Genomic DNA, 20,905 nt, shown 5'->3' with positions numbered 1-20,905 from the left:
AATATGCCTCTCGATATTTTTTATCAAAAGGCATGTATTTCTATTATTTACTTTGTCGAACTTCGATGCTCAATTCGATGTGGAAGAATAACGATATTTTCCGACACCTTTTCCTTGTTCATATATTTAGTTAAAAGGCGCATAGCAACCGCGCCCATATCATAAAGTGGTTGAATCACAGATGTCAGCTGTGGACGAACCATTAAAGCTAAACGAGTGTTATCAGATGTTATAACTTCTACTTGATCAGGGATAGTTATTCCTTCGTCCTGTGCCCCGTGTATAACTCCTAATGCCATTTCATCATTTCCTACCAAAATAGCTGTTGGCCTATTTGGTAAGGTGCTTAGTTTTTGCCATGCTTCTATTCCAGAGTCATAAGTATAATCGCCTTCAATCACATATTCCTCATTATATGGGATTCCCGCTTTTTCTAGGGCCTCTTTATAACCCTCAAGTTTTTGTTCTGAATTAATTGGATCATGTTTTGGACCAATAACAAAAGCAATATGCTTATGCTCTCTTTCAATAAATTCCGTGATTGCATCATAAGTTGCTTGGCGATAGTTAATATTAACCGATGGGATTTTGTTGAATGGTTCAACCGAACCTGCTAAAACAATCGGAACCGGAGACCGCTCAAATTCTACCACATGCTCCTCCGTAATATTTCCACCCATGAATACAATACCGTCCACTTGTTTACCTAGCATTGTATTTAACAAATGTAACTCTTTTTCTTTGTTTTGATCTGAATTACTTAAAATTATATTGTATTTATACATTGTTGCAATATCTTCAATTCCTCTTGCTAACTCAGCAAAGAAAATATTTGATATATCAGGGATAATTACTCCAACTGTAGTTGTTTTCTTGCTTGCTAAACCACGAGCAACCGCATTCGGGCGGTATCCTAGTCTTTCAATTACCTCATTAACTTTTTTTCTTGTTGCTGGTTTTACATTCGGGTTACCATTTACAACCCTTGATACAGTAGCCATAGAAACATTTGCCTCACGTGCTACATCATAAATCGTTATATTCATTGATACTTCACACTCCATTACTGACAGATATATCTTTAGTTTTTATCAGTCATTACATTTCTAATCACATTACAGTGAAAATATGTATTATACTTTATCATACGATAGACAACAATTTCCTGCAATGAAATACACGAAATTGACAACACTTTTTCATCCATTTAAAAACCTTCTGTGATTTACAGAAGGTTTTTTAGAAGAATTAAGCTTTAACTGGTTGAGTAGATTGCAATTCTTTATAAAATTTATCAAATTGATCTAAATCCATTTGCTGCGCTGCATCAGAGAGGGCAACCGCTGGATCTGGATGTACTTCTGCCATAATACCGTCAGCCCCGATTGCAAGTGCTGCTTTTGCTGCAGGTAATAATAGATCTCTTCTTCCAGTTGAATGGGTTACATCAACAAATACCGGTAAATGAGTTTCTTGTTTCAATATTGGTACTGCTGTAATGTCTAATGTATTACGAGTTGCTCTTTCGTAAGTCCTTATTCCACGTTCACAAAGAATAATCTCTCCATTTCCTTGTGACATGATATACTCAGCTGCATTGATAAATTCATCTATCGTAGCGGCAATTCCTCTTTTTAATAGAACTGGTTTCTTAACCGAACCTGCTGCTTTAAGTAATTCAAAGTTTTGCATATTTCTTGCTCCAATTTGAATGACATCTATATAATCTACAGCCTTTTCAATATCCGCTGGTGAAACAATTTCACTAATAACGGCTAAACCAAATTCATCTGCAATTTGTTTTAAAATTTTCAAGCCTTCTACACCAAGTCCTTGGAAATCATAAGGTGAAGTACGAGGTTTATAAGCTCCTCCTCTTAATAAGGTTAATCCTTTTGATTTTACGGATTGTGCGACTTGTGCAACTTGTTCATATGATTCCACTGCACAAGGTCCAAAAACAAAGTGAGGGTTTCCGTCACCAATCGCTTCACCCTTAATATTAATAATCGTATCTTCAGGCTTCTTTTTACGAGAAACTAGGAGTGCTTTTTGATGATTATCTTGTTGAAGATCTAGCCCTGCTTTAAAAATTTCTTTAAAAATATGTTCAACCGTTTTATCTTCAAAGGGACCATTATTATTTTCCTTTATCATATTAAGCATCATTCTCTCACGGACTGGGTCATAACGATTAACACCGCCGGTTTCTTTAACTCGTCCAATTTCCTGAACTAGCTGAGCTCTTTCATTAATTAATGCTAATAATTTTAAATTTATTTCCTCAACCTGCTTCCGTAATTGATCAAGCTCTTGATTTCCCATACCTTCCATCCTCTCTAGCATCAAATTGCAATTTTGAATAATTATAATCCATTGGTTGAAAAATGTCACTAAAAAACTTTAACAATTAAACGCTTTTAAGTGATAAAGTATTTTATGAATAAATTCAAAGACGGTGAATGTTTTCAAAAGGCTCTTTTCTTAAACTTTGTTGCTATTTACGAAAAGCCACAATTTGTGCAAAAACAGCCTTTCAAAAAACTTAGAAGCATAATAAAAAATCAGAGGCAGTCAGCCTCCGATTTTATTAGATAAACTCTTCTTCATACGTATCTTCTTCTACTTTGTTTTCAACCTTACTTTTATCCTTAATTGATCCAACTAGTTGGTTTCCTTTTTCAACTGCAAAATCCTTTAATAGAATTGATTTATCTTTTGTAGCAGATGCCAATTCATTTCCTTTTTGAGTAACAGCAATGCGTAAATGATCCGTTTTTCCTTTTAACGCCTCAACTTGTCCACTCAAGTCGTTTCGTAATTCCTTGCCTGATTTAGGGGCTAAAAGAAGAGCTGTTACTGCACCGACAATCCCGCCTATAAGTGCACCAGCAATAAAGTCTTTTCTATTTAATTGCTCTTGATTATCCATTTGTTTTGTCTCATTTTTATTTGCCATTTTTACTCCTCCTTAAAATATGTTTTAACTTCTTGCTCTCTTAACTTCTCTTAATTGAGGTTCATTTTCGAGCCTATTTTTTTCTTCTTGCCTACTAAGCTTTTTTTCCTTCTTTTCTACCCATTTATCCTTTAGTTCTTTTAAAACATTGCTCCATTGGACAACTTGTGCTATTTTATCTTGATTTTGTTCCATTTTATAGGAAACATTATTCGTTACTTTTCTCACTGTTGAATTAAAAGATTTAATCGTTGACCCAACATCTTGAGCAGCATTAACAACTGTATTTAGCTTCTCTGCCTTTTTCTGAAAATCTTCTGCCAGGGCGTTAGTCTTTTGTAAGAGCAGCTCTGATTCACGAGTAATCCCTTGTAATTGGCCCTCTAACCCCTCCATTGTTTTGGTAACTTGATTTAATGTGTCTTTTACTGAATTTAATGTTTTCGACACACTAATAACAAAAATCAAAAAAGCGATTGCAATTAATGCAACACTTAAATAAAGAATAATAATCATTAGGTCGACCCCTCCTTGTACATCTAACAATTCCCTTTTTAATTTTATATTTGTATGGCTTTGTAAAAAATATTGTTGTTTCTAATAAAATCTGTAGGGTATACGTTCAGCTAGTTTTACTACGTCAAGAAATCGCTTCAGGTATACCCTGCAGAGGATTTTATCAACAGTTACCTAAAACAAAGCCATCTGTAAAAAAGTCACATAATATTTTTTCGACCATTTACATATGTTTTCTAACTCTATTTTCTCATAATCAACCATTTTCGCCAAATATTTTTCGATTAAAAATCTTTTCCTTAATAAATCTTTTTAATTCAACAAATGAGAGAATTACAGGTACAATAAAATAGTACTAAATTGAATATTGGAGGAAAACAAAGTGAAAGATCCGCGTATTGAACAATTAGCTAAGAATTTAATAAACTATTCCATCCAATTACAGCCTGGTGAAAAGGTTTTAATTGAAAACTTTGGACTTCAAAGAGAACTGGTTATAGCCTTAGTAAAGGAGGCATATGCAGCAGGTGGATACCCATTTGTATCTTTAAAAGACCATCAAGTTGACCGAGCTCTCTTAATGGGTGCACAGGAAGAACAATTTAATATGATCGCTGATTTTGAAGCTGAAGTTATGAAGAAAATGGACGCATATATTGGTTTAAGATCAGGGGATAACATCAATGAACATGCTGATGTTCCGGATGAAAAAATGAAAATTGAAGGGAATACAGTTGGTAAAAAAGTCCACAGAGAAATTCGTGTGCCGAAAACAAAATGGGTTGTTCTTCGCTATCCTAATTCTGCAATGGCACAATTAGCGAAAATGAGTACGGAAGCATTTGAAGATTTTTATTTCAATGTTTGTAATTTAGACTATAGTAAAATGGACAAAGCAATGGACTCCTTAGTTGCTTTAATGAACAAAACAGATAAAGTTCGTCTTGTAAGTCCAGGTACAGATTTAGTCTTCTCGATTAAAGATATTCCTGCGATAAAATGTGCCGGCCGTCTGAATATTCCTGATGGAGAAGTGTATACTGCACCAGTTCGTAATTCTGTGAACGGAACTCTTACATATAATACACCATCTCCATACCAAGGATTCACTTTCGAGAATGTTGTGTTAAAGTTTAAAGATGGAAAAATTATTGAAGCTACTTCTAATGATACGGAAAGAATTAATAAAATCTTCGATACAGACGAAGGTGCACGTTATATCGGTGAATTCGCAATTGGAGTTAATCCTTTCATCCTTCATCCAATGCAAGATATATTATTTGATGAAAAAATCGCTGGAAGCATTCACTTTACACCAGGACAATGCTATGATATCGCCCCTAATGGAAACAACTCAAATATTCATTGGGATATGGTACTAATTCAACGTCCTGAATATGGAGGTGGAGAAATTTATTTTGATGATGTTCTTATACGAAAAGACGGTCTTTTCGTATTACCCGAGTTGGAATGTTTAAATCCAGATAATTTGAAATGATAATTATTTGTAAATAAACAGGCTGCCTAAGGCAGCCTGTTTATTTTAAATTATTCATTTTCTAGAAGCTTTTCGTATGCAAGTTGATACTTTTGAATATCTCCTGCACCCATAAATAAAATAACACTGTTTTTAAGCTTTAGAAGAGGAGACGTATCTTCTTCCCGTATAATTTGTGCCCCTTCTATTTTATCTTTTAAATCATTAACAGTTAGTTTCCCGTGAATTTCTCTAGCAGAACCGAATATTTCACATAAGAAAACATGATCAGCCTCACTTAAGCTTTGTGCAAATTCCGTTAGGAACGTTTGTGTTCGAGTAAATGTATGAGGTTGGAAAACAACAACAATTTCTCGATCTGGGTACTTTTGTTTTGCTGAATCAATCGTTGCTTTAATTTCAGTAGGATGATGTGCATAGTCATCGACAACAATTTGTGACCCAATTTGTTTTTCAGTAAATCTTCGTTTAACACCTTGAAATGATTTTAAGAAAGCTTGGGTTGTATCTGTATCAATTTCTTCGTAATGGCACAATGCAATAACAGATAGGGCATTAAGAACATTATGGTCTCCATACGTTGGAATTTCAAAGCTTGCATAGAAATTATTGCGAACTAGCACATCAAATTTAGTTCCTGTTGCACATTTTTCGATGTTCCTTGCTTGAAAATCATTCTCTTCGCCAAATCCATAAAATAAGACAGGTACCTTTGCTTGTATCTTTTGTAATTGTTCATCATCACCATAAGCGAATATCCCTTTTTTTACATGCATGGCCATTTCTTGAAAGGCAGAAAATACATCTTCAATATTTGCAAAATAATCCGGATGATCGAAATCGATATTTGTCATTATCGCGTAATCTGGATAGTATGAAAGAAAATGACGTCTATATTCACATGCTTCAAAAACAAAGTATTCAGCACCCTTTTCACCATGTCCTGTACCATCACCAATTAAGTAAGACGTTGGTTTTGAACCGGATATAACATGTGATAATAATCCAGTCGTGGATGTTTTACCATGCGCTCCAGTTACAGCAACACTCGTAAACTTTTGCATAAATTCCCCTAAAAATTTATGGTAACGGATCACTGGAATATCGTTTTTAAAAGCTTCATCAATTTCTTCATGTGTATCAGGAAACGCATTTCCTGCAATAACAACTAAGCCCGGTTTAATATTTTCACGCTGGAATGGAAGTATGTTTATTCCTGATTCCTCCAAGCCTTTTTGGGTAAAAAAATACTTTTCAACATCTGATCCTTGCACTTTATAACCCATATCGTGTAGTATTTGCGCTAATGCACTCATACCGGATCCTTTAATACCTACGAAATGGTATACAGTCATAATAGAACCTCCAACAATGTCTATATGTACACAGTATATGATATATAAATATCATTTGCTAAGCCAGTTTTCGCAAAGATTGTTTCTATATCGTATAGTGTATAAAATCCTATTTATAAAGGATATATTGAACAATTTATTTGATTATAAATGTTCATATTCAATAATTATAGCACTTTTTATATTTCATGACTATGATATGTGTAACTTCTTCATTACAGATCATCCAATTGAATGAGAATTATAGAAAGTGTCTAAGTCAGATCTAGAAATTAAAATGTCTCTCGGCTTACTTCCCTTTGCCTCAGAGATAATCCCCTGCTGCTCCATCATTTCAATTAATCTTGCTGCACGGTTGTATCCAATCCGAAAATTTCTTTGTAATAATGAAGTAGATGCTCCCCCTTGATCAAAAACAAATTCACATGCCTCTAAAAACAACTCATCTTCTTCATCTTCAATTTGAGCCTTTTTTAATAGCTCTTCTTGCTCAAATAAATAATTTGGCCTTTCTTCTTGGCGAACATGGTGGACAATTCGATCAATTTCCTCATCTGATACAAATGTCCCTTGGAGTCGCACAGGTTTTGAAGAACCATTTTCCAAAAATAACATATCACCACGTCCAAGCAGTTTTTCCGCTCCACTAATATCAATAATGGTCCTCGAATCTACTTGCGAAGAAACAGAAAAGGCAATTCTCGTTGGAACATTTGCTTTAATTAGACCAGTTATTACGTCAACCGATGGTCTTTGAGTTGCAATAATTAAATGGATACCACATGCACGTGCTTTTTGAGCAATACGACAAATAGCTTCTTCTACATCTGCAGGGGACATCATCATTAAATCTGCTAACTCGTCAATAATAATTACAATGTATGGAAGTTTATCATTAAACTGTCGGTTGCTTTCCGCTAGATCATTAAAGCGTTGAATATCTCTCACACCTGTGTGAGCAAATAACTCATACCTTCTTTCCATTTCTTCCACTGCCCATTTTAAAGCTGCTGTGGCTGCTTTTACGTCCGTAATCACTGGACTCACTAAATGTGGAATATGATTATACGGTGCAAGCTCAACCATTTTTGGATCAATCAATAATAGTTTTAGGTCTTTTGGTGTAGCCTTAAAAAGTAAACTCACAAGAATTGAGTTAATACAAACACTCTTTCCAGATCCAGTTGCTCCTGCAATTAACCCGTGTGGCATCTTTCTAAGATCTGTAATAATTGGTTTGCCAGAAATATCGAGTCCTAAGGCAGCAGTTAAAGGTGATCGGCTTTCTTTAAACTCCGAATGTAAAATAATTTCGCTGATCATCACCGGGCGGGATTTCACATTTGGAATTTCAATTCCAATTGTGTGTTTTCCCGGTATTGGCGCTTCAATTCTAATATCTTTTGCTGCAAGGCTTAACTTTAAGTCATCACTTAAATTAGTAATTTTATTTACCTTTACACCTGGTTCAGGTTGAATTTCAAATCTAGTTACTGATGGACCTTGACTTACATTAACTACTTTCGCTCTTACATTAAAATTTAATAATGTTTCATTTAATATCGTACTTTGTTCGTGAATCCAATTATTATCTAGATCCTCTTTAATAGGTGGCACTAACAATTGGGGAGCTGGAAAAGCAAAAGCCGGATAATTCTTATTTTCAAGTTCATCATCTATTAGTAATACTTTTTCCTCCATTTGAACAGGAGTCTCTTTTATTTGCTTCTGTTCCCATTTTTGTCGATCCTGCTTTAACATGATGACATTAAATGGGATGTGTGATCTTGCAGGCTTCTCCTCTTTTTCAATTAGATCCACTTGGTTTAGATCCGTTTCCTCTAGTACATATTCCTCTTCTATATGTATTGATTCCGTTTCTTCTAATACATTTTCCTCTTCCATATGTATTGGTTCCGTTTCTTCTAATACATAATCCTCTTCCATATGTATTGGTTCCGTTTCCTCTAATACATATTCCTCTTCCATATGTATTGGTTCCGTCTCCTCTAATACTTGTTCCTCTTCCATATGTATTGGTTCCGTTTCTTCTAGTACATAATCCTCTTCTATATGCATCGGTTCCGTTTCTTCTAATACATGTTCCTCTTCCATATGTATTGGTTCCGTTTCTTCTAATACATAATCCTCTTCTATATGCATCGGTTCTGTTTCTTCTAATACATGTTCCTCTTCCATTTTGGTTTCAACTATATTTTTTTCATCATTAACCAGTTGAAAATGTTCATTTGTATGAATATCAATTTCCTCAATTTTACATTCAAATTCAATTACATCCAGTTCAACCTTTTCATTCACTTTCTCAATTTCCAAATTAGTTTCATGATATTCGACTTGTGAGGTTTGTTCTTCCTGTAAAGGCATATGTTTTTCATCTTTTGCATTTATCATATTTAATAAAGGCTCCTTTAATGGGGGCACATCGGTTAGATGAAGATTCTCTTTATTAAATAATTCCAACTCAATAACCTTTTCCTTTACTGGACGAGGCGGGCGTTGAAAACCAAAAACTGGAGAAGGAATTTCAGTTGGTTTAAATGGCTGCGTAATTTTTGGCTCAATTTTTCTTTTTATGACGGTTTTATTTGTTATCTCTGCTGCTGGATTTATCGAAGTATGTTCATTTTTACTTGATCGAATCACATTTTTTGAAGTTAGATCATTTTTACTTGATCGGTTCACATTTTTTGGAGTGAGATCATTTTTTTTCTTCCTTTTTACTTCGTCAGGGATCATAGGGAAGCGAAAATTCCCTTTAGGATATTGGTACTTTATTCGTGTTTCAATATTTCTACTTGTATTGGTTTGACTAATTTTATTTTTTTCTTTATCTATATTTTCCTCTTCTACCTCAACGGTAAAGATATTCATTATTTTTTTAATCCAGTTCATTTTTAAATCACTCTTTCTTTAATGGATTGCAGTGAATTAAATCTTTCGTATACCTCGAAAAAACTAACTCCTTTTCATTATACAAGTAAAAAGAAAAATATCGAGAAATTTTAAGAGATATTAGAAAAACGCAAGTGCCGCAGTTTTAGCGAATGGATTTCGTAAGATAAAGGAGACACGACGAGGGACACGAGTCGATGCCCGCTTATCGTAGGGAGAAGACGGAGAAATCCGCTAGCCGATAAGCGCTGGAACTAGACATAGCAGACACTTTTCATGCCTAATATCCTTAGTAAATTTAATACTTTCTTACCTAAAGCAAAAGGAACTAGAAAAATTAACCTACAATTTTTAAGCATAAAAATTTTTTTCAATGGAAAATTAATATTGACTTTTAAAAAAAGGAGGCGTTAATCATGAAAATTGCAAAAACCTTTATTTGTGTAGGTGTAGTATCAGGGTTATTAATGGGATGTGCAACAACGAATAAAAATTTAACTACAAGAAACAATGTTAATCCTGTTCGTTATAATAATGATCGAACAACAAATCCGCAAAATGTTAACTATAATCCGGATTTAGTGACCACTCCACGCACTGGTCCTACTACTACTCCTACTACTCCTGCTCCCGGTACTACTCGTACTGTCAATAACAAAATGAGAGTAGCTGATGAAGCTGCGAGCAGGGTAGCAAGATTAAAAGAGGTCAATCGGGCAAATGTAATTGTCACTAATCGGAATGCATATGTAGCTGTCATGTTAAATAACCGAGCTCGTAATGAATTAACACGTACAGTTGAAAACAAAATTGCGAGGGAAGTTAGAAAAGCAGATAATAGAATCGATAATGTATATGTCTCAACAAATCCTGATTTCTATGATAGAACAACTGATTATGTAAGCCAAATCCGCAGCGGACATCCAGTTAGCGGTCTATTTAATCAATTTAATCAAACCGTTCAACGGATATTCCCAAATGCAAGATAAAAATTAGGATTTGTTAATAGTTATTGTTAATAAGTGACCTGTATGGTGTGTGTAAAGCGACTTCTTTACGAAGTAAAACTAGCTGAACACATACCATACAGGGTTTTATTTAAAGGCTGTTTTCGCATAGATTGTTGCTTTTCGTATATAGCTCCAATCCTTAAATAGGCTTCGTGCTCTTTTCATCATCCTATACTCATTTATGGAAGTAGTAAATAACTGTAAAAATCCTACTGCCGATTTTTACATTGTTGCAGAAAAGAGCCTATTTAAAAAACACCATTGTTTAACAGCAAAAAAAAGTCAGCTTTTTAAAAAGCTGACTTTTTATCTTTTGTTTTTTCCCATAATAAAAATTGGCTCTAGCTTTCCTTCTTCGTATATAAACGAAAGAGCGGTAATTGGAACATGTCCGTTTGTAAAAAAGCTCATAGTCATTTGTGCCAATACATCATATCCTGTCTCATTTTGAATATCTCCGATAATTAGAACATCTTGATGAGGAACTGATACCGTCATATCTCCAGTAATTTTTTCAGACATGTTTTTTAAAAATTTCTCATTTAATATTCTACTTGCATCATATCCATCATTCGTATTCAAAAAATAAAACGTATTTCCCGCCACATTATCCTTTTTTGTTTCAGTAGATAAGGAACGAAGATTAAAACGAGCCATTTGTTTGATTTCTTCCTTATCCCAACCTTCTTTTTGCAGCATAGGCTCATCAATGAGACGATACGTATTTCCTAAATCTACCGCATAGAAAATCCGTGTTTCAGCTGTATGCTCTTCTGTAAAAAAAGAAATTCCTTCAGATGATTCCTTAGGAAAGGAAGTGGAACGAATAACTGGGTAGATACGATTTTCCTTTCCACCCATTCCATGCTCTGTCCCCATAACCTTTAACGCTTCTTCTACATAGTAAACAACTTCATCAATAGCTTTATCTTTTTGCTCATGCCATTTTGATACAATACTTGGAAGAGAGATATTAATCCCTTTGCCTGTATCAATATTTTCAAATCTTAGCATTTCTTTTTCGCGATCATATGTTATTCTCCGTTTTTCATTCCGAAGGCGACTTTCAAGCTCACGTTTCATTTTCAATGTATCCATCTTCATTAAGGCTCTTCCCTCCTTTTGTTCAGTTGCCTCTAAACATTTTACATGAAAAAATCCTTCACCTCAAAGATGAAGGATTACAGTTCTTTTATAAAATTCTCAATCTCTTCTTTTGTTTTACGATCCTTGCTGACAAAACGTCCAATTTCTTTACCATTTTCAATGGCAACAAAGCTCGGAATACCAAAAATATCCATATCAACACAAAGATCAATAAATTGATCTCTATCAACATAAGTGAATGTAAACTCACTATTCTCAGCTTCAATTTCCGGCAATATTGGTTCTATGAGACGACAATCTGGGCACCAATTTGCAGAAAACATAAATATATGTTTTCCTTCACTCTTTAACTGTTGAAATTCTTCAATCGAAGTTAATTTATTCATTTTTTTCCTCCTAAAATTTTATTATTTTTTCTTTTGAACAGATTTAAGGATCTTCATCATTATTTCTGTATTATCGGCTATTTTTTTTATTTTTGATTCAGTTGTTATTTTAACACCACCGACTCCAACCGTCACTTCATATGTTTCCTTATTTACTTTTGAAATAATTAAGTATCCAAATTGATTTTTCTTATTAAAAGTTTTATCAACTATGATGCCTTTTTCCGGCCTCGACATTTTATAAACTACTTGACTATCCTTTGATTCATTTTGATTATAAAATAATATATAGTCATTTCCGCCTTTTTCTAAAATAACATTATTTTGTAATTCATCTTTAATTGACATACCATAAGGTAAATAAAACTTAATTTCTTTTGATTCATCATTTACGTCTTCTTTTTTATTATTAAAAACCTGCTCAGCATTTTTTATTGCCTTTTTTTGTTCATCTTCGATAGAATGACTACATCCTATGATTAAAACCATTAATAGTAATACAGAAAATCCACCTATCCATTTTCGCACAGAACTTTCCTCCTATATTTGTGAGGCTACCCTACCATTTTAACGAAATTAGACAAAACTTGACAAGGGATTTTTCGAAAAATTCTTAATGAATAGTATATTGACTTTTAATCACAAATTGATTTTCTGTATATGTATTGCCCAATTAAAAGATTCATAACATGTAAAAACATTTTATCTCGTGTCACAAGCCCATTCGTAAAAATTCCAACTGCACCTTCTTTTTTTCGAACATTTTTTCCTTTTGAATATGCATCCATCACCGGTCCTAATTCTTCTCCTCTTCTTAACCGGACTGATATTTCTTCAGGCAAAGGAATTCTAGCTCCACCTGCAATTAGAGGCGGTTTTCCATGCTCCACTAGTGCACCCCAATTACAAACACATAAACCATATTGAGTCTCAACAACACCACCTTCAAGGCCGATTCCAATTTCGATATCAGCTTCCAGAAAACAATTTTTCGCTCGATTAATCGCACCTTCTATGGTTTCTTCATCTGAAAAAGGCTGCTCATTTACACCTGATGGAACAGTTAGCGAAGTCACGATTATTTCTTTTTCCATTCGCTTGAAAGCTTCCTCTACTGCCCTCACCTTTGCTGGATTGGTTGATCCTATAGCAATATTCATACTGTATCTCCTTTTGATATCCATATTTAAAAAAGAGGAGCTTTAGCTCCCCCTTATTTTGCAAGAATTGTATTTACAGTTGATCGATCACAAGATTTTACTAGCTTAACTATTAGAGCTTTTGCTGCAGCATAATCATCAATATGGATGATGGATGCATGTGTATGAATGTAGCGAGAACAAATTCCAACTACTGCACTTGGAACTCCTTCATTTGAGGTATGTACCCGTCCTGCATCTGTGCCACCTTGTGAAACGAAGTATTGATAAGGAATATTATTGCTTTCAGCTGTATCTAAAATCAGTTCACGCATACCTTTATGAGTGATCATGGAACGATCCATAATCCGAAGTAATGCCCCTTTTCCTAGCTGACCAAATTCATTTTTATCTCCTGACATATCATTTGCAGGACTTGCATCTAAAGCAAAAAACAAATCCGGTTTAATCATATTGGCTGCAGCCTGTGCACCACGCAGACCTACTTCTTCTTGAACATTAGCACCAGAATAGAGGATATTTGGAATGGTTTCTCCTCTTAGTTCCTTTAATAGCTCAATAGAAAGTCCACACCCATAGCGGTTATCCCAAGCCTTTGCCAATATCTTCTTTTCATTGGCCATTGGGGTGAATGGACAAATTGGAACGATCTGTTGACCAGGTCTAACCCCAATTCGCTCTACATCCTCACGGTTATCGGCACCAATATCAATTAACATGTTTTTAATATCCATTGGTTTATTTCTCTGATTATCATCTAATAAATGTGGCGGGATTGATCCGATAACTCCTACAACAGGTCCATTATCGGTGAAAATTTCAACTCTTTGTGCTAGTAACACTTGGCTCCACCAGCCTCCAAGGGTTTGGAAACGAATCATGCCATTTTCCGTAACAGACGTCACCATGAAGCCTACCTCATCCATATGTCCTGCCACCATTATTGTTGGCCCATCTTCTTTCCCACGTTTGACACCGAAAATACCGCCAAGTCGGTCCTGAACGACTTCATCCGCATACTTTTCTAGTTCAGAACGCATAAATTTTCTAACTGCATGTTCATTTCCTGGCGCACCAGGTAATTCAGTTAATGTTTTAAAAAGCTCTAGTGTTTCTCTTTCCATGGAATACCCCTCTAATCTAATTTTTTATGGACCTCTCTATTTTACAGAACTTTCACTCTGCTTTCTAGTTTTCTGATTGATCATTCAAATGATCATATTTAAATCGTAATAAGTCTCCAAAAATGACATTATCAGAGTAATTTAGTTCATCTTGAACTCTATTAAAGTAAGGTGTGCATTTACTCATTTTAATTTTCTCACCAGATGATTTATCAAAACAAGTATTTTCAGTATACGTATATTTATCAGTAACAAAACTGCCATCACGGAAAATAAGGATATCCCTCTTATTATCTGATAATAAACTTTTTCCAAAATCAATCATCTGTTTCTGAGGCGTATCTCCAAGAATATCAAGTATTGTTTGCCTAATATCTATTTGACCGCCAATTGTGTTAATTATTTGCCCTTTTTGTCCAGGAATATGAATAATCAATGGAACCCTTTGAAGATTGACCTGCTCGCTTGGTGTGATCTCTTTTCCTAAAACCTTTTCTAATTCTTTATAATAGCTTTTCGAAATTCCATAATGATCACCATATAAGATAATGATTGAATTATCATAAAGCCCATTCTTTTTAAGCAGTTTAATAAAGGTTTTAATTGCCTCATCTTCATATCGGACCGTTTGAAAATACCGCTCTACTAAACCAGGATTTTCTTCATGTTGATTAAGGTATTGATCCTCTGGCTCAAGTAAAAAAGGAAAATGGTTGGTTAATGTTAGAAATTTAGCATAAAAAGGCTGAGGTAATTTTTTTAAATATGGAATAGACTGTTCAAAAAATGGAATGTCCTTTAACCCATAATTCACACTGTTTTCATCCGTTACTTTATAGTACTTTTTCGAAAAGAATTTATCATACCCCAGGGTTTGATACATATTCTCTCGATTCCAAAATGTTTCATCATTACTATGGAAAACAGCACTATAATAACCTTGCTCTTTTAATATTTCCGGTAATGCGTAAAACTCATTTCTTGGTCTTCTAACAAAAACTGAACCACCGGATAGCGGGTAAAGACCGTTGTCAATGATAAACTCGGCGTCTGATGTTTTTCCTTGAGCAGTTTGATGATAAAAATTAGGAAAGTATGAGCTTTCCTTTATTAATGAATTTAGAAACGGAGTGATTTCTTCGCCATTTATTTTTCGATTAATGACTAATTGTTGTGTTGATTCTAAAGAAATCAATATAACATTTTTCCCATTCGCAATACCATTCAGTGTTGAGGTACTTTTATCCTTATTTAAACCGTCAACATATTGGTTAATTTCTTTAATATCTGCACTATCAGCAAATGCCCGCTCTACAAACACTTTTGAATTAAAGAGGATATCATAAATATGGTAGTTAAAGCTGCCTAGTGTTTTTACTAATAACTCTCGGTCATAGGATTTTAATGAACGTGGATTTTCATATTGACCGCCAATAATTACTACACCTATCAAAAGTATACTTGCTCCCATTATTGACCGCTTTTTCCTTTTTGTAATATGTAATCCTTTATCCGCCCGTTTTATTAAAGCCCAAATTAAAAAAGCAATATCAACAAAAAGAAAAGGATCGGTCCAATGGATTAGTTCAAGTGTACTTTGACTTAATCCTCCTACATTTTGAAATTGAAAAAGAACTGGGACAGTAATAAAATCAATATAAAAACGGTAATATAAAATATTTCCATATAAAAGTCCCGATAATAGTATGTAAAAAATAATTAAAGCGGTTTTCCTGATTTTACTTGAAAAAAAAAGGCTTAAACCAAGAAAAAAAACAATAGATCCAATCGGATTAATCAATAATATTAAAGTTCCTGGAAAAGAATCGGTTCTTAAGTCAAATTCAAAAAAATAAATCACCAAGGTTTTTATCCATAATAAAACAACTGCCAGTATAAAAAGAGAAAAACCATTCAACTTTTTCATTTCATTCATCCTCTCCTTTTCCATTTTAAAAATACAGATAACTTTTTACAAGTTAAATCAAACAATTTTTGAATAATTCAATATTGGGAAAATGATGGATGTGGTAAACTATTTAAGATAGGAGGTTTTAAATAATGAATTGGAAGACATTTATTACCGGTGTTGCTGTTGGTGCTGTAAGCGGTTATTTAATTAATGAAGCCGTAAAAAGTAAAACCTTTATTTCAAGTGAAACGGTGTTAACAAAAGTGAAAAATGCTTTTAAAGAGTCGACCATTGTTGACGGTTCCTGGATTCAATTAACGAAAGAAGATTATGTGAAGTTCCCAATCCATACAAAAATATATCGTGGTGGAATTACGTGCCGTATTGAAGAAGAAAGAAAGCAATATGAATTCATTGCTGATGCCTATACAGGCAGTGTTTTAGATATTTATCCTATAACTGCTACATAAGAGGAAGAGGGTGACTTCATGGTCACTCTCTTTCATTTTTCTTTAGGCTTTGTTAAACAATACTTTTGCTTCCGAAAAAGTCCTGTAGGGTATGCGTTCAGCTAATTATACTCCGTATAGAAATCGCTTCACGCATACCCTACAGGCAATTTTATCAACAATAATCATTAACAAAGCCTTTCTTTAAAATCTCGTTTCACTGCATCTATAATGTTTCCGTTTAAATCCCATTTAAGTGCACGATAGTAGGCATCATGATAGAATATAAACCAAGTGTCTTCATTAATTGCTTTCGGAATGTATCTTTCCTTTGCGAAAATAGATGTCATTGGATAATCATCATATGCTAAAACCCATAATGGGTTTTTATGTGCGTGTGTTGGCATTAAATCTGCCATATGTATGAACTTTTGCCCATTGCTTTCGATAAGAATAATCGAATGTCCATCACTATGACCTCCGGTATGAATCATCGTGATCATATCTTCAATAGTGATCCTATTTTCGAATGTTTTTACTTGATGTTGAATAGGTTCCCAGTTTTCTTTCCAATATGTATTTCTTGATCGAATATTTGGCTCCCTCATTTCCGACCATTCAACTCGAGAAGTATAGATAACTGCATTCGGAAATACTGAAACAAGCCTATCATTTTCCACTTTTGTTAAACCGCTAGCATGATCAAAATGCATATGAGTCATACAAATAATATCAATATCCGAGGTTGTTAAACCAAGCTCAGTTAATGATTCTTCGATTCTAGATTCCTCTGTAACACCAAAATTTCTTTTTTGTTTATCTGTTAACTTTCCACTTCCGATTCCTGTTTCAATAAGAATATTCTTACCGTTCACTTGTAGAAATAAAGGATCGGTTCTCAGTTCAATTTGGTTTTTCTCATTTACCGGGTATTTTTTTGACCATAGTGGTTTAGGAACCACACCAAACATGGCACCACCGTCTAAAAAAGTTACCCCGCCATTTAACCAATGAATAGTTAGATTTCCAACCGTTAATTTCTCCATCTTATATCCCTCCTCAATTTTATTGTAACATTCTGAAGATTGGAGTGGTAACAAATTAGAAAAGTGCAAGCGCCGCAGGTCTAGCGTACGGATTTTGTAGTCTTCGACTGAGATAAAGGAGACACGACAAGGGACGAGTCGATGTTGACTTATCGTAGGGAGAAGACGGAGAAATCCGCTAGCCGATAGGCGCTGGAGCTAGACAATAATAAAAAAAGGAATTGGCTTATACACCAATTCCTTCCAATCCAATCTCTACCCTCTAATTTGGTATTTCACTTCACAGCGATAAATGCGTTGGCCTCTCGAAGAAAATTTCTCTTCATATTCTGTCATAATATTGCCCTCAAACTCACTGTTGTGTAGATCCAAACTAACAAATTTCAATAATAATCCGTACTCTGAAAAGCTTCTCAATGAGTATTCAAAGAGTCCTTGATTATCCGTTTTAAAATGAATCTCTCCTCCGTCTTCCATCATGTCTTCGTATAATTTTAAAAATGTTTTATATGTTAATCGACGTTTCTCATGACGATTTTTTGGCCAAGGATCAGAAAAATTCAAGTAAACTCGTTCAATATCATCTTTTGCAAATATATTTCTCAAATTACTGCCATCTATATTTAGTAATTTTAGATTAGGAAGTTCCGCCTCAATTAATTGATCTAGTGCTGAAATAATGACACTATCTTGCATTTCAATTCCTATATAATTCACATTCGGATTTGCCTTTGCCATTCCTACGATAAATTTCCCTTTTCCTGTTCCAACCTCAATATGGATAGGATTTTCATTGGAAAAAGCCTTTGTCCATTCCCCTTTATAATCTTCAGGATTTTGTATAACATATTGTGGATACTGCATTAGTTTCTCTTTTGCCCATGGTTTATGTCGTAACCGCATTTCATTCCACCTCATAAAGTAATAATTAATTAGTTGACTATGCATAAAGACAAAAGGAATTCACAAAATAATTGTGGATTCCTTTTTACTTTAACAATTTTTCGAACCTACTTTGACCTAGAATTGAAAGGATGTTTATCATTATGCCTCTTAGCCATCATGACCAATTTTCATTATTAAAAGATATATTAAACAATCACCAATTAGATTGTTGTGGTTCAGTAGCAGAGTGTGAACAGTTGGAGCGTTTAGTTAAATCTTTACTTGTTAATCCGAATATTAGTGATCAAATAAAACCCGTTTTACAAGAAGTTTATAGCTATAGTCAAAACGGGCAATACACACAGCATCTCGATTCACATATTGAAGCGAATCTAGACAATTTGTCCCACTGGATTGATCATATGAATACAAATATTAAATAATAGCAGAAAGCTTGTTAATCCAATGTTCCATTTCATTTAAACGTTTTTTACTTTTATGCCATTGTATAGACAAAAGTGTTTGTGCAATAAAATACCATTTCATTCGTAATAAAAGATCATCATTTAAATCTATTCCATACTGTGCAAGCCACGTATTCCAATTCTCACGCTCAATATATAAATAAAGAAGCATTCCAATATCTAAGGCGGGGTCGGCAATCATTGCTCCATCCCAATCAATTAAATACAGCTGGTTGTCATCTGAGAGCAGCCAGTTGTTGTGATTTACATCTCCGTGACAGACAACATATTCTTCACTTCTAATGTATTCCAAGTTATCTTGTAGAAAACGAATAGATGACTGAATACTAGGTAATGACAATAAATCATGATCCAACTCTGTTTCAACTTGCAAAAGCATCATATCAGGTTCAAATGGTGCTTTACCTAAACGAGGCAGCATGGAAAGCAGTGGTGCAGAATCATGAATTTTTTTTAATAGCTTGGCAACACGTTCTTGGCTCATTTCTTTGGACTTTAATTCTCTCCCATTCAGCCATTGCTGTGCTGTTATCACATCACCATTTTCTGTCCTTTTTGTCCAAACAAGCTTAGGGACAATCCCCTCTACTGATAAAACCGCTAAAAAGGGAGAGGAATTTCTTTTTAAAAATAATTTTTGTTCTTGATGTTTGGCAAAGAATGCTTCTCCTGTTGCCCCACCTGCTGAAGTAATTTCCCAGCCTTGACCAAGTATGTGTTCCAACATCATTCACCTTCAATTAATTCGCCAGTCACAATTTTATACGGCGTTCAAAATAACAATTTTATATAAATTACATTTTTCTATAGGAAAGAATAAAAAAGATAGCTATTGGAACTAAGCAGACATCAATAGCCACCTTTTAATAAATTTTATTCTTTATGACATTTTTCGTCAAGTTGAAATTAAATAAAATAGATTGCTAGCTCAATTTTAAGTATTGATGTAAAAAGATTTATTCTACTTACATAATTTATGTAAATATTTATTTTGTTTTGATTTCAATAGCTTTCCTCCTTATTATCCCAATCTATTCTTCTTGCACTTTTTGTTTGACAATAATCCAAAAGGACTTTTGCAGTTTTTAATTGAACATGCTTTAATGGTGATTGGAGACTCCTTTGTTGCTCAAACCATTCAGGATAATTCCTTTTTTCTAATAAAAAAACATCTGTTGGAGCAGTAGGATAATCAATATATCCATTTCTACAAATGATTGCTTTTTTTAACGGTATTTCTAAGCTATAGTAAGTTAATAATTGACTAATTATTTTTGACATTCGATTTAAGGAAAGTAACGGATTTAATACTTTACTTTCTTTATTATTTGCTCGTTTTATCCAAAAACGGCTATTTGACCCAAGAAACACGGCCTCTTTTTCCTCTTCTAGAAATGCTAAACACCAAACCTCAGTAGGTGTAATTAAGATAACCTCCATTTCAATAGGAGCCTTTTTCAAAATAAATATAGGCTCATATAAAAATAAAAAGGTATCCGGGAATCGTTGTAAAAAGTATTTCAATCTTTCATTTCTAAAATAACTCTGATCAGGATAAGATTTTTCATGTATCGTTGAGCTAGCCCATTTCATTTGAAAAGAAAATAGTTGATCTAGAAATAATTGCTTTAACTCATCGATGGTATCTGGATAGTATGCTAACTGTGGAGAAAAATGAAACAAGGATTCATTTTTTTTTGGTTCTTCAATTACACTCTCCTCTTGTACACTGCTTACTTTTCCAAATAACCTTCGAAATACATTTTTTGATTTTATTTTGTTTTCCTCTTCATTTATGTATAACTGGGGAGAATGATTCTGATAGTCATCTGATCTATTCTCCCATTGATCTTTCAATTTATCCCATTGCTGTTTTTTCATTCTTACATATTGTGCTGGATATCTATATGGATCCATTTCATATCGCGATATATAATCCTGAAGTTTGATTAACTGTCCCATTATTTATTACTTCCTTTTCCTAAGAGGTTGTTCAAAAAGTCCGGGAAAAATAGCTGTCGAATTTCTTCGTCAGCTTGCTGCTCCGCTCCTCACGTATTAAAAGCATACGCTCCGGTGCTCGCAGGCAGCGCTTCCTCG

The 20,905-nt window shown here is 34.1% G+C and carries 20 protein-coding genes; 4 read left to right on the top strand and 16 right to left on the bottom strand.

Going from position 1 to position 20,905, the window contains the following annotated elements; genetic code table 11:
* Positions 1 to 47: 47 nt before the first annotated feature.
* From ccpA to ACQKP0_RS17425, 4 genes are all read right to left on the bottom strand, one after another.
* The gene (gene ccpA, locus ACQKP0_RS17440; protein WP_427407100.1) at positions 48 to 1,046 is read right to left on the bottom strand and encodes a catabolite control protein A; all 999 of its coding nucleotides are present in this window, start codon (positions 1,044 to 1,046) and stop codon (positions 48 to 50) included.
* Positions 1,047 to 1,248: 202 nt separating this feature from the next.
* Positions 1,249 to 2,325, bottom strand: a complete 1,077-nt coding sequence (locus tag ACQKP0_RS17435; protein ID WP_427407099.1) for a bifunctional 3-deoxy-7-phosphoheptulonate synthase/chorismate mutase — start codon at positions 2,323 to 2,325, stop codon at positions 1,249 to 1,251.
* A 265-nt stretch (positions 2,326 to 2,590) separates the two neighbouring features.
* Complete coding sequence (locus ACQKP0_RS17430; protein ID WP_427407098.1) at positions 2,591 to 2,959, bottom strand: YtxH domain-containing protein; 369 nt, start codon at positions 2,957 to 2,959, stop codon at positions 2,591 to 2,593.
* Positions 2,960 to 2,983: 24 nt separating this feature from the next.
* Complete coding sequence (locus ACQKP0_RS17425) at positions 2,984 to 3,475, bottom strand: DUF948 domain-containing protein (protein WP_427407097.1); 492 nt, start codon at positions 3,473 to 3,475, stop codon at positions 2,984 to 2,986.
* A 382-nt stretch (positions 3,476 to 3,857) separates the two neighbouring features.
* On the opposite strand from ACQKP0_RS17425, the gene ACQKP0_RS17420 reads away from it, so the two are divergent.
* Complete coding sequence (locus ACQKP0_RS17420) at positions 3,858 to 4,973, top strand: aminopeptidase (RefSeq protein ID WP_427407096.1); 1,116 nt, start codon at positions 3,858 to 3,860, stop codon at positions 4,971 to 4,973.
* Between the two features lie 50 nt (positions 4,974 to 5,023).
* On the opposite strand, the gene murC is transcribed toward ACQKP0_RS17420, so the two are convergent.
* The gene (murC, locus tag ACQKP0_RS17415; RefSeq protein ID WP_427407095.1) at positions 5,024 to 6,328 is read right to left on the bottom strand and encodes a UDP-N-acetylmuramate--L-alanine ligase; all 1,305 of its coding nucleotides are present in this window, start codon (positions 6,326 to 6,328) and stop codon (positions 5,024 to 5,026) included.
* Between the two features lie 222 nt (positions 6,329 to 6,550).
* A complete protein-coding gene (locus ACQKP0_RS17410) occupies positions 6,551 to 9,241 on the bottom strand; it encodes a DNA translocase FtsK (RefSeq protein ID WP_427407094.1) in 2,691 nt (896 codons plus the stop codon).
* A gap of 416 nt (positions 9,242 to 9,657) precedes the next feature.
* Here ACQKP0_RS17410 and ACQKP0_RS17405 point away from each other — a divergent pair, with 416 nt between their 5' ends.
* Positions 9,658 to 10,230 carry a YhcN/YlaJ family sporulation lipoprotein gene (locus ACQKP0_RS17405; protein WP_427407093.1) on the top strand — a complete coding sequence of 191 codons (573 nt, stop codon included), beginning with the start codon at positions 9,658 to 9,660 and terminating at the stop codon, positions 10,228 to 10,230.
* Positions 10,231 to 10,557: 327 nt separating this feature from the next.
* On the opposite strand, the gene ACQKP0_RS17400 is transcribed toward ACQKP0_RS17405, so the two are convergent.
* The 6 genes from ACQKP0_RS17400 to ACQKP0_RS17375 form a co-directional block, all read right to left on the bottom strand.
* A complete protein-coding gene (locus tag ACQKP0_RS17400; RefSeq protein WP_427407092.1) occupies positions 10,558 to 11,355 on the bottom strand; it encodes a DUF1444 domain-containing protein in 798 nt (265 codons plus the stop codon).
* A gap of 77 nt (positions 11,356 to 11,432) precedes the next feature.
* A complete protein-coding gene (locus ACQKP0_RS17395; protein ID WP_427407091.1) occupies positions 11,433 to 11,744 on the bottom strand; it encodes a thioredoxin family protein in 312 nt (103 codons plus the stop codon).
* A gap of 21 nt (positions 11,745 to 11,765) precedes the next feature.
* Positions 11,766 to 12,272: a hypothetical protein gene (locus ACQKP0_RS17390; protein ID WP_427407090.1), complete on the bottom strand. Its 507-nt coding sequence runs from the start codon at positions 12,270 to 12,272 to the stop codon at positions 11,766 to 11,768.
* A 107-nt stretch (positions 12,273 to 12,379) separates the two neighbouring features.
* A complete protein-coding gene (locus tag ACQKP0_RS17385; protein ID WP_427407089.1) occupies positions 12,380 to 12,904 on the bottom strand; it encodes a DUF84 family protein in 525 nt (174 codons plus the stop codon).
* Positions 12,905 to 12,957: 53 nt separating this feature from the next.
* On the bottom strand, positions 12,958 to 14,028 hold the full coding sequence (locus tag ACQKP0_RS17380; RefSeq protein ID WP_427407088.1) for a M42 family metallopeptidase: 1,071 nt from the start codon (positions 14,026 to 14,028) through the stop codon (positions 12,958 to 12,960).
* 64 nt (positions 14,029 to 14,092) lie between these two features.
* Positions 14,093 to 15,955: an LTA synthase family protein gene (locus ACQKP0_RS17375; RefSeq protein WP_427407087.1), complete on the bottom strand. Its 1,863-nt coding sequence runs from the start codon at positions 15,953 to 15,955 to the stop codon at positions 14,093 to 14,095.
* Between the two features lie 134 nt (positions 15,956 to 16,089).
* On the opposite strand from ACQKP0_RS17375, the gene ACQKP0_RS17370 reads away from it, so the two are divergent.
* Positions 16,090 to 16,410, top strand: a complete 321-nt coding sequence (locus ACQKP0_RS17370; RefSeq protein WP_427407086.1) for a PepSY domain-containing protein — start codon at positions 16,090 to 16,092, stop codon at positions 16,408 to 16,410.
* Between the two features lie 167 nt (positions 16,411 to 16,577).
* Here ACQKP0_RS17370 and ACQKP0_RS17365 read toward each other — a convergent pair whose 3' ends face one another.
* Complete coding sequence (locus ACQKP0_RS17365) at positions 16,578 to 17,435, bottom strand: YtnP family quorum-quenching lactonase (protein ID WP_427407085.1); 858 nt, start codon at positions 17,433 to 17,435, stop codon at positions 16,578 to 16,580.
* 255 nt (positions 17,436 to 17,690) lie between these two features.
* Positions 17,691 to 18,338, bottom strand: coding sequence for a tRNA (guanosine(46)-N7)-methyltransferase TrmB (trmB, locus tag ACQKP0_RS17360; RefSeq protein WP_427407084.1), 648 nt, complete (start codon positions 18,336 to 18,338; stop codon positions 17,691 to 17,693).
* A 143-nt stretch (positions 18,339 to 18,481) separates the two neighbouring features.
* Between trmB and ACQKP0_RS17355 the strand changes: the two genes are divergently transcribed.
* The gene (locus tag ACQKP0_RS17355; RefSeq protein WP_427407083.1) at positions 18,482 to 18,763 is read left to right on the top strand and encodes a YtzH-like family protein; all 282 of its coding nucleotides are present in this window, start codon (positions 18,482 to 18,484) and stop codon (positions 18,761 to 18,763) included.
* Here the strand turns inward: ACQKP0_RS17355 and ACQKP0_RS17350 are convergent.
* Both ACQKP0_RS17350 and ACQKP0_RS17345 read right to left on the bottom strand, forming a co-directional pair.
* Positions 18,756 to 19,529 (bottom strand): phosphotransferase, encoded by a 774-nt coding sequence (locus ACQKP0_RS17350; protein WP_427407189.1) that lies wholly within the window; start codon positions 19,527 to 19,529, stop codon positions 18,756 to 18,758. The genes ACQKP0_RS17355 and ACQKP0_RS17350 overlap by 8 nt on opposite strands.
* Positions 19,530 to 19,807: 278 nt before the next feature.
* A complete protein-coding gene (locus tag ACQKP0_RS17345) occupies positions 19,808 to 20,767 on the bottom strand; it encodes an NERD domain-containing protein (protein WP_427407082.1) in 960 nt (319 codons plus the stop codon).
* Positions 20,768 to 20,905 lie beyond the last annotated feature (138 nt).

Source organism: Heyndrickxia sp. NPDC080065 (genome assembly GCF_050281185.1).
Classification (GTDB): Bacteria; Bacillota; Bacilli; order Bacillales; family Bacillaceae_C; genus Heyndrickxia.
This window is presented reverse-complemented; position numbering and strand designations above follow the sequence as displayed.

What these genes read in the sequence shown, in the direction of transcription:
- ACQKP0_RS17355 (WP_427407083.1), top strand. Translation starts at nt 18,482, where the DNA reads ATGCCTCTTAGCCATCATGACCAATTTTCATTATTAAAAGATATATTA.
- murC (WP_427407095.1), bottom strand. Translation starts at nt 6,328, where the DNA reads ATGACTGTATACCATTTCGTAGGTATTAAAGGATCCGGTATGAGTGCA.
- ACQKP0_RS17395 (WP_427407091.1), bottom strand. Translation starts at nt 11,744, where the DNA reads ATGAATAAATTAACTTCGATTGAAGAATTTCAACAGTTAAAGAGTGAA.
- ccpA (WP_427407100.1), bottom strand. Translation starts at nt 1,046, where the DNA reads ATGAATATAACGATTTATGATGTAGCACGTGAGGCAAATGTTTCTATG.
- ACQKP0_RS17370 (WP_427407086.1), top strand. Translation starts at nt 16,090, where the DNA reads ATGAATTGGAAGACATTTATTACCGGTGTTGCTGTTGGTGCTGTAAGC.
- ACQKP0_RS17345 (WP_427407082.1), bottom strand. Translation starts at nt 20,767, where the DNA reads ATGGGACAGTTAATCAAACTTCAGGATTATATATCGCGATATGAAATG.
- ACQKP0_RS17410 (WP_427407094.1), bottom strand. Translation starts at nt 9,241, where the DNA reads ATGAACTGGATTAAAAAAATAATGAATATCTTTACCGTTGAGGTAGAA.
- ACQKP0_RS17365 (WP_427407085.1), bottom strand. Translation starts at nt 17,435, where the DNA reads ATGGAGAAATTAACGGTTGGAAATCTAACTATTCATTGGTTAAATGGC.
- trmB (WP_427407084.1), bottom strand. Translation starts at nt 18,338, where the DNA reads ATGCGGTTACGACATAAACCATGGGCAAAAGAGAAACTAATGCAGTAT.
- ACQKP0_RS17425 (WP_427407097.1), bottom strand. Translation starts at nt 3,475, where the DNA reads ATGATTATTATTCTTTATTTAAGTGTTGCATTAATTGCAATCGCTTTT.
- ACQKP0_RS17375 (WP_427407087.1), bottom strand. Translation starts at nt 15,955, where the DNA reads ATGAAAAAGTTGAATGGTTTTTCTCTTTTTATACTGGCAGTTGTTTTA.
- ACQKP0_RS17435 (WP_427407099.1), bottom strand. Translation starts at nt 2,325, where the DNA reads ATGGGAAATCAAGAGCTTGATCAATTACGGAAGCAGGTTGAGGAAATA.
- ACQKP0_RS17430 (WP_427407098.1), bottom strand. Translation starts at nt 2,959, where the DNA reads ATGGCAAATAAAAATGAGACAAAACAAATGGATAATCAAGAGCAATTA.
- ACQKP0_RS17400 (WP_427407092.1), bottom strand. Translation starts at nt 11,355, where the DNA reads ATGAAGATGGATACATTGAAAATGAAACGTGAGCTTGAAAGTCGCCTT.
- ACQKP0_RS17385 (WP_427407089.1), bottom strand. Translation starts at nt 12,904, where the DNA reads ATGAATATTGCTATAGGATCAACCAATCCAGCAAAGGTGAGGGCAGTA.
- ACQKP0_RS17405 (WP_427407093.1), top strand. Translation starts at nt 9,658, where the DNA reads ATGAAAATTGCAAAAACCTTTATTTGTGTAGGTGTAGTATCAGGGTTA.
- ACQKP0_RS17380 (WP_427407088.1), bottom strand. Translation starts at nt 14,028, where the DNA reads ATGGAAAGAGAAACACTAGAGCTTTTTAAAACATTAACTGAATTACCT.